Annotated in this window: 24 protein-coding genes; all 24 read right to left on the bottom strand. The window is 61.5% G+C overall.

Annotated features, from left to right (window positions below):
- Positions 1–90: 90 nt before the first annotated feature.
- The 24 genes from BMY25_RS16490 to BMY25_RS16590 all read right to left on the bottom strand — a co-directional run bounded on the left by BMY25_RS16490 (position 91) and on the right by BMY25_RS16590 (position 16,626).
- On the bottom strand, positions 91–372 hold the full coding sequence (locus tag BMY25_RS16490) for a glutaredoxin domain-containing protein (RefSeq protein WP_092498570.1): 282 nt from the start codon (positions 370–372) through the stop codon (positions 91–93).
- Positions 369–2,012: a ribonucleoside-diphosphate reductase subunit alpha gene (locus BMY25_RS16495; RefSeq protein WP_092498572.1), complete on the bottom strand. Its 1,644-nt coding sequence runs from the start codon at positions 2,010–2,012 to the stop codon at positions 369–371. Before BMY25_RS16495 ends, BMY25_RS16490 begins: the two co-directional genes overlap by 4 nt.
- A complete protein-coding gene (locus BMY25_RS16500) occupies positions 2,012–2,992 on the bottom strand; it encodes a ribonucleotide-diphosphate reductase subunit beta (RefSeq protein ID WP_092498574.1) in 981 nt (326 codons plus the stop codon). The genes BMY25_RS16495 and BMY25_RS16500 overlap by 1 nt, the downstream gene beginning before the upstream one ends.
- A gap of 85 nt (positions 2,993–3,077) precedes the next feature.
- Complete coding sequence (locus BMY25_RS16505; protein WP_092498576.1) at positions 3,078–3,653, bottom strand: hypothetical protein; 576 nt, start codon at positions 3,651–3,653, stop codon at positions 3,078–3,080.
- Positions 3,653–4,081, bottom strand: a complete 429-nt coding sequence (locus tag BMY25_RS16510) for a hypothetical protein (protein ID WP_092498578.1) — start codon at positions 4,079–4,081, stop codon at positions 3,653–3,655. Before BMY25_RS16510 ends, BMY25_RS16505 begins: the two co-directional genes overlap by 1 nt.
- Positions 4,081–4,674: a hypothetical protein gene (locus tag BMY25_RS16515; protein ID WP_092498580.1), complete on the bottom strand. Its 594-nt coding sequence runs from the start codon at positions 4,672–4,674 to the stop codon at positions 4,081–4,083. The genes BMY25_RS16510 and BMY25_RS16515 overlap by 1 nt, the downstream gene beginning before the upstream one ends.
- Positions 4,674–5,123: a hypothetical protein gene (locus BMY25_RS16520; RefSeq protein ID WP_092498582.1), complete on the bottom strand. Its 450-nt coding sequence runs from the start codon at positions 5,121–5,123 to the stop codon at positions 4,674–4,676. The genes BMY25_RS16515 and BMY25_RS16520 overlap by 1 nt, the downstream gene beginning before the upstream one ends.
- A gap of 30 nt (positions 5,124–5,153) precedes the next feature.
- Positions 5,154–5,369: a hypothetical protein gene (locus BMY25_RS16525; protein ID WP_143062021.1), complete on the bottom strand. Its 216-nt coding sequence runs from the start codon at positions 5,367–5,369 to the stop codon at positions 5,154–5,156.
- Entirely contained in the window at positions 5,366–5,635 is a 270-nt protein-coding gene (locus BMY25_RS20520) for a Y16D family protein (protein ID WP_143062022.1), read from the bottom strand. The genes BMY25_RS16525 and BMY25_RS20520 overlap by 4 nt, the downstream gene beginning before the upstream one ends.
- Before the next feature lie 6 nt (positions 5,636–5,641).
- A complete protein-coding gene (locus BMY25_RS20525; RefSeq protein WP_143062023.1) occupies positions 5,642–5,878 on the bottom strand; it encodes a hypothetical protein in 237 nt (78 codons plus the stop codon).
- A complete protein-coding gene (locus tag BMY25_RS20530) occupies positions 5,875–6,108 on the bottom strand; it encodes a hypothetical protein (RefSeq protein ID WP_143062024.1) in 234 nt (77 codons plus the stop codon). The genes BMY25_RS20525 and BMY25_RS20530 overlap by 4 nt, the downstream gene beginning before the upstream one ends.
- Complete coding sequence (locus tag BMY25_RS16530) at positions 6,105–6,728, bottom strand: hypothetical protein (protein WP_092498586.1); 624 nt, start codon at positions 6,726–6,728, stop codon at positions 6,105–6,107. The genes BMY25_RS20530 and BMY25_RS16530 overlap by 4 nt, the downstream gene beginning before the upstream one ends.
- Positions 6,725–8,662: an AAA family ATPase gene (locus tag BMY25_RS16535; protein ID WP_092498588.1), complete on the bottom strand. Its 1,938-nt coding sequence runs from the start codon at positions 8,660–8,662 to the stop codon at positions 6,725–6,727. Before BMY25_RS16535 ends, BMY25_RS16530 begins: the two co-directional genes overlap by 4 nt.
- On the bottom strand, positions 8,659–9,024 hold the full coding sequence (locus BMY25_RS16540; RefSeq protein ID WP_092498590.1) for a hypothetical protein: 366 nt from the start codon (positions 9,022–9,024) through the stop codon (positions 8,659–8,661). The genes BMY25_RS16535 and BMY25_RS16540 overlap by 4 nt, the downstream gene beginning before the upstream one ends.
- 64 nt (positions 9,025–9,088) lie before the next feature.
- Positions 9,089–10,153: a metallophosphoesterase family protein gene (locus BMY25_RS16545; protein WP_092498592.1), complete on the bottom strand. Its 1,065-nt coding sequence runs from the start codon at positions 10,151–10,153 to the stop codon at positions 9,089–9,091.
- Positions 10,154–10,207: 54 nt separating this feature from the next.
- Positions 10,208–10,759 carry a hypothetical protein gene (locus BMY25_RS16550; RefSeq protein ID WP_092498594.1) on the bottom strand — a complete coding sequence of 184 codons (552 nt, stop codon included), beginning with the start codon at positions 10,757–10,759 and terminating at the stop codon, positions 10,208–10,210.
- Positions 10,760–10,849: 90 nt separating this feature from the next.
- Complete coding sequence (locus BMY25_RS16555) at positions 10,850–11,149, bottom strand: hypothetical protein (RefSeq protein ID WP_092498596.1); 300 nt, start codon at positions 11,147–11,149, stop codon at positions 10,850–10,852.
- Positions 11,142–11,657: an ASCH domain-containing protein gene (locus tag BMY25_RS16560; protein ID WP_143062026.1), complete on the bottom strand. Its 516-nt coding sequence runs from the start codon at positions 11,655–11,657 to the stop codon at positions 11,142–11,144. The genes BMY25_RS16555 and BMY25_RS16560 overlap by 8 nt, the downstream gene beginning before the upstream one ends.
- Before the next feature lie 59 nt (positions 11,658–11,716).
- A complete protein-coding gene (locus BMY25_RS16565) occupies positions 11,717–12,823 on the bottom strand; it encodes a RecA family protein (RefSeq protein WP_092498600.1) in 1,107 nt (368 codons plus the stop codon).
- 21 nt (positions 12,824–12,844) lie between these two features.
- Complete coding sequence (locus BMY25_RS16570; protein ID WP_092498602.1) at positions 12,845–13,237, bottom strand: hypothetical protein; 393 nt, start codon at positions 13,235–13,237, stop codon at positions 12,845–12,847.
- Complete coding sequence (locus BMY25_RS16575) at positions 13,234–14,229, bottom strand: 5'-3' exonuclease H3TH domain-containing protein (protein WP_092498604.1); 996 nt, start codon at positions 14,227–14,229, stop codon at positions 13,234–13,236. The genes BMY25_RS16570 and BMY25_RS16575 overlap by 4 nt, the downstream gene beginning before the upstream one ends.
- Before the next feature lie 111 nt (positions 14,230–14,340).
- Entirely contained in the window at positions 14,341–15,246 is a 906-nt protein-coding gene (locus tag BMY25_RS16580; RefSeq protein WP_092498605.1) for a hypothetical protein, read from the bottom strand.
- Between the two features lie 149 nt (positions 15,247–15,395).
- Complete coding sequence (locus BMY25_RS16585; protein WP_092498607.1) at positions 15,396–16,244, bottom strand: prohibitin family protein; 849 nt, start codon at positions 16,242–16,244, stop codon at positions 15,396–15,398.
- Between the two features lie 58 nt (positions 16,245–16,302).
- Positions 16,303–16,626, bottom strand: coding sequence for a hypothetical protein (locus BMY25_RS16590; protein WP_143062027.1), 324 nt, complete (start codon positions 16,624–16,626; stop codon positions 16,303–16,305).
- Between the last annotated feature and the right edge of the window lie 9 nt (positions 16,627–16,635).

The raw sequence follows: 16,635 nt of genomic DNA on the forward strand, positions 1-16,635 counted from the left end.
CGTGTGTGCGAGGAGCCCTAAGGCCCCTCGCGTGTGTAGTCAATGCTGACTTATCATTTATAGCAAGTCAAAGACGGCTTGCGACTGGATTCAGGCGGCGATCTGCTCGTCAATCGCGCGCTGGGTGTGCAGGTAGAGCTCCAGGGCGTCAGAGCCGCCGATCAGCACTTCCTGCTCCTTGTCGACCAGATAGACCTTGGGGAAGGTCCGATCGCCGTCGACGAAGCCACGCTCATCCATCCAGGCCGTGCGCTCTTCCAGGGTCGGAAGCTTCACGTAGTCGATGGTCGCTCCGTCGAGCAGGAGCATGTTCAAGGCCCGCTTGCAGAACGGGCAGGTCTCGAAACCGTAGACGCGAAAGTTTGCCATCATGCCTCACATGCAGCGCAGGAGAGAAGCGAGCGGACGAACTCCTGCGCGGGGTTAGTCGACCGCTGATAGTAGAAGCTCTTCACGCCCATGCGCCAACCGGCGATCATGAGCTCGTTCACGTCCTTGAGGGGCGTGTCAGGATGGATCATCAGGTTGATGGACTGGGCCTGGTCGATGAACTTCTGACGGTGCGCAGCCTGGGCCACGATCTCGCTCTGGTCGATCTCGCCGAACGTCTTGAAGACGTTGCGCTCGTGATCGGTCAGGAAGTCGAGGTGCTGCACCGAGCCGCCGGCGACCAGAATGGAGCGCCAGGTCTCCGCGTCGTCGCGGCCATATTCCGCCAGGAGCGTCTGCAGGTAGGGGTTCTTGTAGGTGAACTTGCCCTTCGCCAGATCCTTAGTGAAATAGTTGGAGTTCAGCGGCTCGATCGACGGCGACACCTGGCCCAGGATGAACGAGGACGAGGTCGTGGGCGCGATCGCCATCCGCGTCGTGTTGCGCAGGCCATAGCCTTCCAGCAGCGGCGGCTCGCCATATTCGAGTGCCATCTGCTTCGACGCTGCCAGCGAGCGCTCATCGATGGTCTTGTGGATCTCGATGTTGAGCAGCTTGGCCTCGAAGCTGTCGAAGACGAGCATCTTGGACTGCAGGTAGGAATGCCAGCCGAGCGTGCCAATGCCGATCGCGCGCTGGTCCACGGCGAAGCGGTGCGCTGCCGCCATCAGCTTCTCGTCGGCCGTCTTTTCGATGTACTCGCTCATGACGGCGTCGAGAAAGTAGGTGACGGTCTCGACCAGATCGCTGTCTTTCCACTCGTCGTAGTGGAGGAGGTTCAGCGAAAGCAGGCAGCAGACGAAGCTCCAAAGCTCGTTGGAGGCCAGCGCGATCTCGGTGCAGAGATTGGAGGCGTGGATCCGGATGCCCTTGTCGCGATAGACCTGGGGCGCGTTCTGGTTCACCGTGTCGGTGAAGAAGAGGTACGGATAGCCGGTCTCGAAGCGCTTACGCAGGACCCGCAGCCAGACGCGCCGCTTCTCCTTGTCGCCGGCGATCATCTCCTCCATCCAGGCGTCCGAAATACAGACGCCCAGGCTGACGTGCTGGATCGGGTGACCCTCTTCGCGGCATTCCAGATACTCGTCGATGTCGGGGTGATCGATATCGAGGTAGATGGCGCAGTTGCCGCGACGAACGTTCGCCTGACTGATGACGCTGGTATGGGTCTGCACCAGCTCCATGAAGTGAACCGGGCCGTTGGAAATGCCGCCGCCGGAGATCGGGGCGCCGCGGCCGCGCAGCGCGCCAAAGTAGGCGCTGGTGCCGGCGCCGTGCTTCGTCATCATCCCGATCTCGGCCGTCTTGAGCAGGATGCTCTCGGTCGTGTCCTCGAGATAGGAGCCGTTGCAGGAGATCGGCAGACCGCGATCGGTGCCGAAGTTGGACCAGACGGGCGAGGCCAGCGAGATCCAGCCGTTGAGCATGTAGCGCTCGAACTTGTCCGCGAACCCTGGCTTGTCCAGGATGCGCTCCGCCGTTTCCGCGATGACGCGAATACGACCTTCCGCAGTCTGTCCCTCAGCCAGGTAACCCCGGCTCAGGAATGTGCGCGAGTCTTCATTGAGCCAATAAGCGACCATCAGAACAGCTCTTCTTCCTTGTAGACCTTGTGGTTCTTTGAATATTCGACGGGCTTCTTGAAGAAGAAGTCTGTCATGTTGTTGCCGAGAGTTTCCTCTTCCATCCACAGGGTCTGCGCGAGGGCTTCCTGGTCGATCTCGGCACCGAAGACCGGCGCAAAGCCGATGCTCTTGAGGGAGTCGTCCAGGCGGCCCTGGATGTACGTCTTGAGGATGTGCGCATTGAGCTTGGGCTGGTCGAAGTTGCCGACGATCCAGTCGATGATCTTGGCTTCAGCGTTGAAGGCGACCCGCGTTTCTTCCAGGATGCGCGCCTCGAGCTCGGCGTCGAACAGCTCCGGGTATTCCTCGCGCATGGTGTTGATCAGCTTGATGCCGATCTGCGCGTGGAGCATCTCCTCGTTGCGGGTGTACTGGACCTGCTGAGCCGTATCCTTCAGCACGTTCCGGAAGCGGTTGAACCAGAGGACGATGTAGAACTGGCTGAAAAGGGAGGCGTTCTCCACGAAGAGCGTGAAGAGGGTGATGGCGTAGATGTACTGCTTGCGCCGATCGTCGCCGTAGACGCCCTTCAGGTACTTCCGCAGATAGTCGACCCGCCCTTTGACCACCGGCTCCTTCAGGTTCTCCTCGAAGACATCGCCCAGGCGCAGCGTGTCGAGCAGCTTCTCGTAAGCCTGGTTGTGAATGACCTCGGTATTCGCCATCGCGAAGCCCAGGTCGGACATGGAGGGATGCGGCAGGTTCTCACCGAGCTGCGCCCAGAAGCGCTTCACGGCGATCTCGATCTGGCCGATGGCGGACAACGTGCGAACGACGATCTGGCGCTCGTCGTCGACCATCTCCGTCTTGAACTGGGCGTAGTCCGCCTTGAAGTCGAACTCGTTGGGCGTCCAGAAGCCGGCCCAAATCTTGTCGATGAATTCCTGGGTCCACGGATAGAGGTTGGGCTTCCGTGCGACCTGTTCCTGAAACAGCATGATTGCCTGCGGAGAGGAGAGTGAAAGGGTGCCTATCCTAGTTAAGTCAGTATTTACTTACTAGTCTTGACGTCGGAAAAATCGGTCAGGCGGCGGCGCGATAAAGAGCCATCACCGCCTTGAACTCGTCGGTGCGGATGCCGGCGTGAACAACAGCAAGAGCATCGGCCATATGCTCGTTGTCCTCGTGCAGATCGCCCTTCGCGTGGTTCTTGGTCGCTTTCGTGTAGCGGAGCCAGGGAAGGTGAGGGTAGGTCTCCTCGGCCCACTCGATCATCTCCTCCTTGGAGGCGGTCTTGGTGCCGACGGTCGCGAGCTTCGTCTCGAAAGGCTGCACCTGAATGAGCGGGATGGGGCAGGAGGCCAGCAGACCCACGGCGATGCCAAAGCCGTAGACCGCGCGGGCCGACTGACCGCCGGAGGGAATTTCTGCGAAGGCGTACTTGCAGCCGGTCGTTCCTAGATAGAGCTCGCCGTAGAGCTCACGGGCCCGACGCAGATCATCCGAGTTCTGCCGCACGACCTTGTTGGCGCGCTTGTCGGTATGAGCGGACTTGATGCTCTCAGCCGTCAAATTGAAGGTGTCGAGATCGAGCGACATGCGCGCGATCCCCATATTGGCGAGTGCCGGATCGAATCCGACAACCTTGATCATGTTCATCAGAAAATTCCCCACAGTGGGTTGGAATGGTTGCGCCGCTTCAGTTCGGCGGCTTGCTGGGCAGCCTGCTGCGCGCGCTCTTCGGCAATTTCACGGGTGGTAGCGGCGAGCGCCTTGTGACCGTCGATGCCGATTTTCCAGACGACGCTGCCGTCGCCAGTGTTGCAGAACTGGAGACCGTGAAAGACGCCGAACTCGTGGGTCACCTTCGGCACCACGGTCATCGGCGGAACAAGCGTCAGTCTACCTTCGGCGCCCGGTCTCGCCACCTTGATGCTGTGGCGCTTCCGCTGAACACCGGTGCTACTGACACGGAGCGTGGTGACTAGCTCGAACGTCTTGCCGTTGACGCAGAAAACGTCATCCCCGATCCCGGCAAGTTCGACTTTTCGAGCGCAGAGCTCCATCAGTTCGCGGCAGATGATCATCAAAAAAGCCCCCAGTCCGGGTTCTCGGCCTGCCTGGCCTTGCGTTCCTTCTCCTCCCGGATCGCGATGCGCTTGCGTTGCACGCGGCCCTTGGCGAGTGCCTGATCGAGAACGGATTGAGGAATGACGTCCCAGTGGCTCATGTGCTCGGCCGTGAATTGGACGAGGCCGCCGAGCTCCTCAAAGGTGATGGTGCCGACCTCGTCGCGCAGGTCGAAGATCGCCGGAACGTCGAGAACTTCGTAGTGGACTTGCGAACTCACCCTACGAGAGAGACGCCCCGTTGGCTTGCTTCGCGACTTGCCGCCGAACACCGCCCAGGTGTGCGTGGTAAAGACGTCTTCCAGCAGAAGACCCTGAAAGTGCGTTCCGTCAGGCAGCTCAGTTCCGAAGGCGGATGTTGGACGAACGATCGCCACCGGCTTCGAGGCAAAACCACCCTTCTGCTCTAAGGCGGGGCGGATAGCACGCGCGTGCTTGCCATCCGGCACCAGCTCGAAGGTGGCATCTCGCAGACGAAACTTCATGCCGTCGACGCCGTAAAGCGGCACCGTCTTCCCGAGGATTGCGCGAAGCTCGTCGTGGAGCTGCATCAGAACATGCCCCAGGATCGGTTCTGCTCGTACTTGCCGACTTCTTCGACCTGGTGAGCGTCTTCGCGGGCCTGCTTATGCTCCTTGAGGAACTTCGAGCGCGCCTTCGACCAGCCGAGCTTCGCATCCTGGCCGAGGATCTCGATCAAGACATCCTCCAGGCCCTTGCAAACCTCGAACGCCTGCTTGTCGCCGAGCTCCATCTGCACAAAGCCCTGCGCGTCGAAGGGCTCGAACTCGATGATGTACTGGGCGCGCTTACCGGGACGAATACCCTTCAGAAGGAAGTCCTCGCCGCCGACGAACTTCTGGCTCTTGTAGGTGCCGCCTTCCTTCAGGATCGAGGCCGTGACCGGGCCGCTGAGGCTCGCGCCGAACTTGTCGCTGCGCTTTGCGAGCGCCTGATTGATCTCCTCGACGATCGGGTCGACGGTGGTGCTTGTCGTCATTGCGTTTCCAGTCAGTATTGACTTACAAAATCAATTATAGCGAAGCGGTGTCGGCTGCGCATTCATTCGGCGCAGAAGCGATCGGGTATTCAGCACCGATCGGTGATCCGACGGCGTGCATGAGGCGAAGACCGGTTTGCCACCGCCGGGCGGCACCAGCTTCCAGTGCTTGCTCGCCCGGCTGACCAACCAACCTTTGCCCCCATACTCGCGGATCAGGTCCTGCATCTCGGATTTGTGGGTCACCACATCTCCTCCGAGAAGAGGAGATCTTGGCTGCCGTGCTTCTCGCGGATCTGTCCTGCAGCCTGGGCGATCTTCAGCCCTTCGACGCGATCCACGAACCGGTTGTTGCTGGTGAGGAAGCCTTGTGGCGAATTCCCACCAACAGGCAGAGTTTCCGGAGCGCGCTCGGCGATCCGTGCGATGATGTGATGGTGCCGGCATGGCCGTGGCAGATGCCATCGCTTGCCTGCATGAACGATGGCTGCACGGGTGATAGTCTCAGGCAAGAGTGATCAACCCTCCTGCACGGCGCGAAGCAGGCTGCTGACAGCATCTTCCGGTGTTGAACCTCGCCCTTCAAATTCGGCAGGACTTTCGCCAATCAAGACATGCGGGCAGGTATTCCCGATCAGTGCGAGCCATTCAGACGATCCCGGTTTGTCACCTGGGAGAAAGAAGAGGCCGAACTCCACGTCGCCGGTCTTCAGCGTGATGACCTGATCGATGAGAGTGGTCAGGCTGACACTCATTCCTGCGCACTCTTTTCGTCTGCGGCGGCCTCAGTCACACGAGAAGCAAACCGCTCTACAAGCCAATAGCGTTTGGGGCCGGGCGTACATTTGTAGCCCGGTTCTGATCTACCAATGACTTCGCGCGTTCCAACAATCTCCCAAGCGGAGTGATCAGGCTCGCTCCGAGGATGGATATTCTCCGGGCCGCCTATCGCCTCGAAAAAGGCTTTGCTGCTTACCTCGATCATCGCGGCTGCTCCTTCTCGTCTGCGGCGGCTTCGGGCTTGACGGCGAGCGCATCCCTTGGAAGCCAGCCGATAACGGCACCGTCACCGAAAGCTTCCGGAGCATCGGGACCGAACTCTTCGACTTCCTCCTGTCCGATATCGTCACCGAGGACCCAAGTGGCTCCACTGTACTCACGAGGGGATACCGGGGTTTCTTCCGACCACTCGCCGGGGAAGAACCTCCCTTCGATTACTCCATGCGCTCGGTGGAGAAGTAGCACCTCTGTCCCGTCCCGAGGTGCATCGCGCATACTGCGCCAGCCGGCCCGCAGCCCTGCGTCTGCAGCGGGTGGAGTGGTGAGCTTAGCGATCCACCCCGCCGCATACCGCTGATCTTCAGGAGTTGCCTTACCCGACGCCAGCAGTCGCCAGAGTGCATCCTCCGACACAGCAGCGGTGTTGGTTGCCTCGCCAACAAAAAGCGGCTCAGCCTTCGGTGCATTCTCCGCTGCGGCGGTGATGGCGTTCTCGCGAGCAGCCCAGCCGCAGCGAAAAGCAAACTCGTGACCTTCGCCGATCCCTGGACTGCTTCGGAATTCCCGCCAGGCATCATCGATCGCAGGGATCATTTTCTCGGTCATGCCACCGTCTCCTCAATGGTCGACTGACCGCCCGCCTTGCGCACGGTCACGATCTGCGAGATCCAGTCCTTGAGATCGGCGTGCGAGATCACCATCACGGAGCCGCGCTCACGCGCCTTCTCGTGCAGAATCGTCGTGAGGCGCTCCAGGCCCGCCGGATCGAGGGCATCATCAATCTCGTCGCCGATGAAGAGGTCGATCGGCTTGGAAGCGCGCCGCGCAACCAGGTCCTGCAGCGCCAGCGCGGCCGCGATACGCACCTTTCGCTTCTCGCCGCCGGAGATTGACTTGAAGGTCTCCCCGCCGCAGTCGTTCTCGACCTCGATGGAGAACTTCTCCCGCAGCTCGCCCTTGGCGTTCTTGACCAGCGTCGACCAGGTGGCCCGGATGTTGCCGTCGGACAGGGCGCCCAGATACTTCGCCGTCTGGTCGTTCAGGAACGGCGTCACCTCGTCGAGAATGTGGGCGCGCACGCCGGCGGGTGAGAACACCTTGGCGACCGACTTCGCGATTTCCAGAGCGGCTTCAGCCTCCTTCACCTTCTTCTCCGCACCTTCGATGCGGGAGGTGACCTCCTTGGCCTGATCCATGAGCCGATTGATGATGGCAGCGAACGGGTTGTCCTCTGCCCTGACAGCCTTCGCCTGCTTGGCCCGATCGCGCGCCTGATTGATCAGGTTCTCGCGCTTACGTTCCAGGGCAGCGATGTTGCTCATCTTCGTGTTCAGAGACGCGCTAAGTGCGCTCGCTTCGCTGACATCAGTCAGACTAGCGCGATGCGTCGAAAGCGCGTCACGCGCGCTCTGAGCGCGTTTCTGAGCGCTTTCCACCTGCGAGCGCGTCGTCGCAAACTGCTTCTTGACGTCAGCGAGCTTGGCGCGGGCGCGCGTCGTCGCTTCTTCCAGGTCGTGCTCGCAATATGCCTTGCCGCACTCGCCGCAGGGCTGACCGACGCGCTCGCTGATGCCGTCAAGATCGACCTTCGCGCGGTCGAAAGCGACCTTGAGCGAGCGAAGATCCGCAGTGCCGGAAGCAACCTCGCGTTCGATCTTCGCAAGTTCGTCGGCGAGACGGCGTTCTTCCGCCTGTTCGCCCTTCACGCCGGCGAGCTTGTCCTGCGCTTCCTTAAGGGCAGTCTCGACGCCGCTCTTGCCTGCGGCCGTGATCTCGGATCCCAGCTCGCCAGCCTGGCGTGCCAGTTCCCGCGCTTCCTCGGCAAGAGAACGCAGACGATCGCGGCGGCGCTTCTCGAAGCCGGCGTGATCGGTGTTGGCCTGCTCCTGCTGCGCGATGATCGAGGTCTGAGCCACGATCTCAGCCTTGAGGCTCGCCTCCGCGTAGGTCTTGTCGCTCTCCTTCTGCAGGAGGCGCTTGCGGGCGACCTCGTATGCCTGTTCGAGCACCGTAGTGCCGGAGGCTTCCTCGACCAGGAGCTTGAGTTTCTTGTCGGTCATGCCGGGCAGGTCGGGCATCTTCTCCTGACCTGCATAGACGGAGCCGCAGAAGACCTCGAAGGACGAGCCGATGACCTTCAGCACCTCTTCCTGGGTCAGCTTGTCGGTGCCCTTGGTGAGATCGGTCCAGTCGCCGGTGGCGTCCTGCTTGAAGAGGTGCAGGGCATTCTTCCCCTGCTTGTGTTTGCGATGGCGAACGATCTTGTAGACGTCGTCGCCGTCGACCGCCGTTGTCGCCACGCGGCAGTTCTTACCCGCCTTGCGATTAACGACGGCATCGCCGCTTTCATCACGCGCCGTGGTCCCGTACAGGCACCAGCACAGCGCGTCGGCAATGGAGGACTTGCCGGCGCCGTTGGAATGGGCCGAGGAATCGTCCTCGTTGATACCTTGGAAGAGAACGAGGCCGCGATCGGCCAAGCTGAGCTTGGCCTGGCCGATCGTCAGAAAGTTCTCGATTTCGAGCTGGGGGAAATTCACGAAGCTTCCCTGGTCATGGTGTTGACGAGCTCGGCATAGTCGCCGTGCCGGATAGTGGTGCTCGGCTTACTGGCGGCTGCGTGCTGCGAGGCGGGCTTGCGGGCGTTGCCCGGATATTCGGTGCGCCGGCGCTCGGTCTTCTCGCTGGCGAGACGAACGCTGCTGCGACGGCTGTCTTCGGCGTACTCGCGGACGATCTGCACGTTGGCGTCCGGAAAGAGTTCCCGATAGCGTTGTGCCGTGAGCAGCGGCAGCCCGGTGTACTTCTCCTCGATCAGCTCCTCGCGGGTGGTCTTCGTCTTGCCCTGGCAAGAGGTAATGATCTTCTTGCGGCTGAGGGTGACAGTATAAAGATCGGACATAGCAAAACCTCTTGCGTCTTTACTTTTTAAGTATAGATCGCTGTTGCTCGGATTGATCTTGGATCTAGACGGTAATGCTCTGCACTTCCGCGAGGATGTCAGCGCACTGCGACTTGATGATCGCCGCTTCATCAGCGCCGAGATCATCGACATACTTGGCGACGGAGGCTTCCAGCGAGATCGCGGATGGTGCGGAAGAAGCTGCGCGAGCCGAAACCACCTCGCGAGCGACCTGGATGGATACGCCGCGGGCACCCAGGGTCTGCAGCTCCTCGCGAAGCTCCTTTACCTCGGAATCCGCGAGCTTCATGCCGCGAACCCGGGCGTAGTTGCCGTCGACGATCAGCGGGATATCATCCGGATCGGTGTCGCCGGTGATGTCCACGAAGTTCGGGGCGTGGCTCGCGCGGTAGTCGATGCGATCGGGATGCACGATGAGGAAGCCGGCTTTCGTGCCCACATCGCTCCAGGTCTGGTGCGTGGCCGCGCCGATAGAGGTGACCTTCCCGCCGGCCATGACCTTGTGATTGTGGTAGTGTCCGGCGAAGATCCGCTTGAAGCCGTACTTGGCGAGTTCGTCGGCCGTCAGCCCGTGTTCCGGAACGCCCGTCAGCACACCGTCGATGCCGGCGTGAATGACCACGTCGAGTTCGTCGGCGTCGGAGACGCTGTCACGGAGCTCAGCCAGATCGACCCGAAGTTGATCGAGGGATGCGCGCCAGGGAACGAGAGCGATCGACACGTCCTGCAGGAGCGTTGTCTTGGTCGCTACCCCGAAGTTCGGCAGGGCGCCGATCGTTTGGATGGCGTTGCCGAGTTCGGTGGTATCCTTGCTCTTGTTGTCGTGGTTGCCGGGGATCGCGACGATTTCCACACCCGAAGCCAGGATGCGCTTGAGGCACTGGTGGGTCGGATTGAATACCTCGGGGTTCAGCGACCCGCGTTGGTGGAAGAGATCGCCGCCGAAGACGAGCAGGTTGCCGCCGGCGGCCTTAACCTCGGCCGCGGCTCGCTCCATCTCGTTCAGGATGATGCGCAGGCGGGAATTGACCCCATCAGCATCGACCGTGGAGAACGCGCTCCAGTCGTGGCAGTGCTGATCGGACATGAGACCGTAGGGCTGGTCCATCGCTTACCTCGAAGAGAAGGGGCGCGACCCGAAGGCCGCGCCGTTGTTGTCAGATCAGAGGACGCCGACGTTGATGACCTTGATTTCGCCCGCGTCCGGGAAGCGCTTGATGACCTTTGCGGCCATATCCGCCGTGACCTCGGCGGGTACGCCGGCTGCTGCGAAGGTTGCTGCCAGTTCCTGGGTCTTGTCGCTCACACTGACCGGCTCGCCGCAGGTGCAGCCTTCGCCGCAAGTGTCAGCGGTGTCGCTCGACGCCTGGGCCGCATCGACCTTAGGTTCGTCGCCGGCTGCCTGCTCGCCTTCGTCCTGCTCGACACTGGCGTTGTAGATGTCGAAAGCACGGGCCTTCAGGATGTCGAACACGAGACGACGATGCTTGGCGGAGTTGGCGATCTTCTCGAGATTGGCGAGGTTCGCACGGGCCTGGTCGATCAGGACCAATGTGCGGCCAAGCGGCAGCACCACTTCATTGTCCACGTTCTCGAATTTATGGAGCTGGAGATCATCGGCCGCCTGCGCAAAGCTGCCGAGCACCTCGGCCAGCAATTCGAGCTGCGGCAGCTCGAAGGAAAATTCACCGCTGATTTTGCTCTGTGCGTTCATTGCGCTTCCCGTTCTGTGTGCGTGTGTCGTGTCGTCAATCAACACTTACTTATCTATAGCGACGCGCGAGAGGCTTGCGATGGGAAAGTCTCAGAGGCGAATGGAGCCTGCGATCATGCGGAAATGCGAGAGTGGAAGGCATCGGCCCCAGCGATTGACCGTGGCGTGCTCATAGAACCGATCGATGACCGTCAGCCACTTGTCGCCGGTGTCCTTGCAGAGCACGCCCACGTAGCGGATGCCCTGAGCGCGGATCGTGAGCAGGGTGTCGTCGTCAATGGCCCAGGCCGCGGTGCCTTTGCGAACCGCCGAGGAGATATCCCGCTCGCCGGCCCGCTGAATGTCGGAGGTTTTGCGATAGGCGAGGAAGCAGCGCTTCCCGTCAGACAACGTATAGATGCCGCCCCGTGACCGTCCTCTTCGGAAGGGTGTGCAGGGGATTTTCGGCTTGCGCTTCGCCATCAGGGTGACTCCAGTCCCAGACGCCCTGCTTGCCCATTGCCGGGATCGGCCGCGCGAAGGGCTTGGGCTGACGCAGGCGCCAGGCATAGCGCCCGGGCGTGTACCAGCCGAAGGCAAGCTCCTCGTCGGTCAGATCCTCCAGATCCTCGTCCGTTATCGGATCAGATGAGTGGAGCAGCACGGTGCCGAGAACGCAGCCGTGGGGTAGGCTGTCCAGGTCCGGCATTTCGGTCTCGCGATAGAAACGGGCGAAATCCGGATCGCTCATGGCAGCGCGCTGCTCGTGCTTGATCTGCTTGGTCGCGGCGATGCCGATCGTCTGTCCGATCAGCGACTTGGGCGCGGGCCATCCGCGTGTTTCGATAAATTTGTGGCCCTGGACGATCAGAGACGCCCAGGGCTGCCAGATGGAAATAACCTTCATCGCGCGACCCAAATCAGTGACGAATAACGAATAAGGGATAGCGCGATTTAGCGAAAGGGAGGTTCGGCGGGTTATGCTGCTTCCGGCGTTTCCTCAGCTTCCGTCTCGCCGCTGAGCTCGGCAGAGCCAACAATTTCCGGCTCGTAAGCCTTGGGCAGGAGAGCCTTCAGCTCGTTCATCGCGTTGTTCTTCTCGATCTCGCGAGCGAGCGCCTCACGATGAATGGACTTGCCGCCCCAGTCGACGCGACCCTGACCGACATCCTTGAGGAGCTTTTCCTTGATCAGGAATTCCACCATCGAGCGCTCGACGTCGAACTTGCCGAAGCCGGACTCGTCAAACACGAACCGCCAGCTCGCGGTCAGGAACGGGCGGACGATCTTGTTTTTGGCGACGACGGCCGATACTTCCACGCCGACGATCTCAGCGTTCTCGCCAGTACCCTTCTTGATCTTCGACGCCGAGCCCAGCATCAGCTTCTGGCTGTCGTAGAAGTAGGGCGCTTCACCGCCGGGCGTCTTGCGCGGATCGCCATACATCACGCCGATCTTCATGCGGATCTGGTTGGTGAAGATGCCGAGGACGCCGAGCTCTTCCAGGTAAAGATTAAAGGCCGGAAGATGCGCCGACGTGGCGCGAGCGAGCGCCGTGTTGTCGTTCATGTTCCGATCCGTCATCTCCTTATCCTTCTTGGTCTTCACGTCGATCAAGGCCGACATAGGGACCATCGAGGCGAGAGAGTCGAAGACCCACACGATCGGCGCCTCAGGGTCGATCAGCTTCTTGCCACGGATGAGCTCAGCCGCCTTCACGCAGGTCGACAGGCTTTCCTCGAACGTGCGCGGCTTCTTGTAGATGAAGCGACCGGGGGTGACGTCCAGGCCCATGCGCTCGGCAAGGAAGCTGGAGAAGGAACGCTCATGGTCACAGAAACCGGCGACGCCGCCGAGCTTCTGCGCCGCGATCATCGCACGGGTGGCGATCGCCGTCTTGCCCGAGGTCGAAGGACCCGCGATCTCGACCTGGCGACCGACGGGAAAGCCGCCGTCCCAGTCATAGGAGAGGGCGTAGTTCAGGGGCGGAAAGCCGGTGTCCAGGAAGTGCTTGACGGTCGCCTCGTCGTCGTTGGCGCCGATCACGCCGGCAAGGGATTTGGCGATATCTGCTGCTGAAGCCATGTGTGAATGTCCTAGGCTAAGTTATTCGGTATCAATGAAAGCGACCTCGTCATCATCTTCCAGGACCCGAGGTTTGGGCTTCCCGGTGCCGACGAGACGAGGCTGAGGACCCGCGGTCGCGGCGGGTCGCGCAGGAGAGGGGGCCAGCGAAGGAGGGGTCGCCGGCAAATCCATATCGAAAGAGAACCGGGTGGCCGCGCCAGGGTGCTTGTCCATCAGCAGCTTGGCGTTGCGCAGAAGGTTGTCGACCTGGGAATGGAGGTAGGTGCCGATCTTCGTCAGCTTCTCCGCGGTCATGTTCTCCAGATCCGCCTCGATGGCGCTCAAGGCGACATTCATGTGCGTGTTGACGTCCGTCACGGCGTCTTCGACGCTCGGCCGCCGGCGCGCGGGATCAATACGCCGCTCGTTCATGCCGCCCTCGCGAAGGGTTCACACCAGCCGTCGATATCAGTCAAAATTGACTTGAAAGACAGCTCGGAGCAAAAGCTGGCGAAGTCGTCGCGTTCCAGGCTCCCGGCAGTGAGCTTGAGACGGGCGGGCGCGGGAATGTCGGGCGAATTTAGATCCATCAGGGTCATGTTGCGGGTGAAGATGAAGTGCTTCTCCTCCTGCTCGGCGAAGTCGCGCAGCTTCTTGGGCAGCTTGGCAGCATCGATCGTGCGATCGAGGACCTGGTTGCGGAAGGAGACGACCGAACCGTAGGTGCGCAGGAGCTCGATTGCGCCCTTCTCGCCGATACCACCGACGCCGGGAATCTCGTCGGACGCATCGCCCATCAGAGCCTTAATCTCCAACCAGGCGCGAGGGGAGGGGACGCCCATCCAGCCGTCGATCTCGTCCTTGCCGTTACAGACGACAATCCGCTTCTTCGCCGGATCGTAGCCGAGCTTCTTCTCCAGCGTATTCAGGGTGAGGAGCTCGCCGCGCTGCGGATCGAACCAGCTCACATTAGGCTGGATAAGCTGGATCCAGTCCTTGTCGCCGGAGAGCATCAGAACCTTCTTGCCCTGCGCTGCATAGCGGCGAGCCAGGATGGCGGCGAGATCGTCGGCCTCGAGGTTCATGGCCGCGAGCTGGCTGACGCCAAGATGCTTGAGGCCCTTCAGAATGAGCGGCCGCTGCACCTTGTAGCCCTTTCGCAGGGCAAGCTGTGCCTTCGCGGCTGGCGTGTCGGCCGGAGCGTCTCGCCCAGCCTTGTATTCCTCGTAGAAGTGCTTGCGCCAGGACACGCCGTCCCAGAGCACCACGGGTTTGAGAAGAGGGTAGCGGGCGACAGCCATGCGGATGGCGCGCATGAAGCCGAAGACCGCCTGGACCTCCATTTCGCCGACGGTCAGCTTCTTGGTCGCTGCTGCAGCGAAGCCGATGTTGTTGCCGTCGATCAGCAGATAGCCGTTGGTCATGAATTCCTCGAGCGAGACATGAAAACGGCGGCGCCCACGAGATACAGGAGAGCGCCGCCGCAAGATCGAGACCCGCAGAGGCGGGGAGGGGATGCGGGTCTCGAAGCCCGATTAGAGCCCTTCGAGCTCGCTGAGGATGGAGTCCATGTCCTCCTCGTCGATCACGGCGCCGAAGTCGTCACCCTTGGAGGCGGGCTTGGCTTCCTCGACCGGAGCAGGCTTCGGCTTCGTGACGGTGGCCTTGGCGGTCGCCGGCGTCGCGACGACTTCCGGGGTCTCCTCGACCTCCTCGGCAACCGAAGCCGCCGCCGACGTGAGCAGGGCAGAGGTCGAGCGGCCGATCGCGGGCACCGAAATGCCGGTCATCTGGGTGATCGCGTTCAGGGCCTTCGTCTCGTCACCGCGGAAGAATTCCTTCTCGATGAACTCGTCGAGGTCGACGCACTTCTCCAGGGCGCTCGCCGGAACCGGATTGGGCTTGAGCGACGGCATGACCGTGTACTCGGTGTCCAGGCCCTTGCCCTTGCGCTCGATGACGAAATCGATGCCGGTCTTGGCGTCGAAGATGTTGGTTTCGTCGCCGTACTGCTCAGCCATCGAGAGGATGGTGCCGAAGGTCGTCGGCGTCATTTCCAGGACCACCGGATCTTCCGAAGCGTCGGAGCCGGAACGGATGAGCGCGTTCACGAGGACGCTCTTCTTGGCCTTCCATTCCTTGATGATGGCGAGGGAGTCGTCGTCGGTCGCTGCATGAGCGGCCTTCTCGATCGCCTGGCAGATGGGGCAGGGCTCGTCGTTGACGACGTCGCGGCAGCCGACGACGGCGACGGGCTTGCCGTTCTTCTCCATCTTGATCCAGTGGACGCCGAGATCAGCCCAGAACTTCTCGTCGGGCTTGGGCTGAAGGATGCGGACGGTGGTCTTGCCTTCCTTCAGCTTCACGGAACGGCTGTTGTTCCGGGAATACTTGTTCTTCGCGCCTTTGACGAGCGCGGCGAGAGCGGGAGAGAGAGCCATAAAATGCCTTTCGTACTTCGTGCTTTGATGCTGCGAGACTTGCCTATCGCCCTTTAGCGATTTAGCGAATTGCATAGCTGTTTATAGCGTTTTCGCTGAGGCTATGCAGTGGAAAGTCGCGCGGATGTCGATCTTTCGTTGGTGCCGGCTTACTTCCCGATGCTGATCATCGGGGTGGAGCCTCCGGGAACCATCGTGGAGGGGAGCTTGCCGTCCCAGCGTTCCGCCTGGGTCAGAGCTACGAGGTTGGGGTTGTCGCGCAGGGCATCGCCGCGAGCCTTGATGGCGGCCGCTTCGGCTTCGCCGCGCTTCTGCGTGGCATAGGCGTCAGCGTCGGCCGCGGCGCGCACCGAGTCTGCCTTGGCCTGGGCCTGCGTGACGGTGATCTGGGCCTGGACCTTCTCGCGCTGGGCGTTCTGCTGGAGCTTCTCGACTTCGATCTGCGCCTGCATCCGCTGCTCGATCGAGGCGACGTACTGCGGGCTGAACGTGATCTCCTCGATCTGCACGCCCTCGACCACGACCGGGCCGTCGACCGACTTCGCGATCGCGTCGAACACCTGCTGGTTCAGCTTGGCCCGGTCCTGGATGGCCTGCTGCGCGGTGAAGCGGCCGAACACGTTCTTGAACTGCTGCTGGATGCGCGGCTGAATGAGACGGCTCTCGACGTTCTCAGCGTTGCGGAACTCCGCGTAGATCGCCTGCACCTTGCCGGGATCCAGGTGGTAGTTCACCGACACGCGGATGTTCGCCGGCTGCTGATCGGAACTGTAGGCTTCCATCTGATCGATGGTCACGACCTGCATCTGCACCGGAAGCCGGGCGATGCTCTCGATGATCGGCACGTTGAAATGAAGGCCGGGCTGCGCTTCACCGACGATGGCACCGTTGCGCAGGATCACGCCGCGTTCGCCGGCGTCGATTGAGCTGGCGCTGGAGAAGGCCAAAATACCGACGAAGAGAGCGGCGCCGGCGAGCAGAATTGCCTTGGGTTTCATACAGGTCCTCTGGGTGTTGAAGAAAAGCCTCGTGCGGGTTGATCCGCACGAGTGAAGATCAGGCGGCGCTGGAAGCCGTCGCCGGCGCGCTGTCGTTGTCGGCCGCGGGCGTCTCGACCGGAACCGCGATCAGCTTCTGGATGTTCTGGGCCGCTGCCTGGGCCTGCGCCGCCTCGGTCGTTGCTTCCCGAGCCGCTACCTTGTGAGCGACGGAGCGTTCCTGGTGGAAGTCGGCGAGGCTCAGCTTGTCCTCGGCGTGCTCCTTCAGCTCCTCGATGATGTTGCCGAGCGGAGCGACAATGTGAGCGACGGAGCGCTCCACGAACTCCTCAGCTTCCTCGGCCGCGCCGAAGATCTTCGCAAAAATGCTCTTGATACCCATGCCCATGTC

Origin of the sequence: Faunimonas pinastri, assembly GCF_900110915.1 — a bacterium.
In the GTDB taxonomy this organism is placed as follows: domain Bacteria; phylum Pseudomonadota; class Alphaproteobacteria; order Rhizobiales; family Afifellaceae; genus Faunimonas; species Faunimonas pinastri.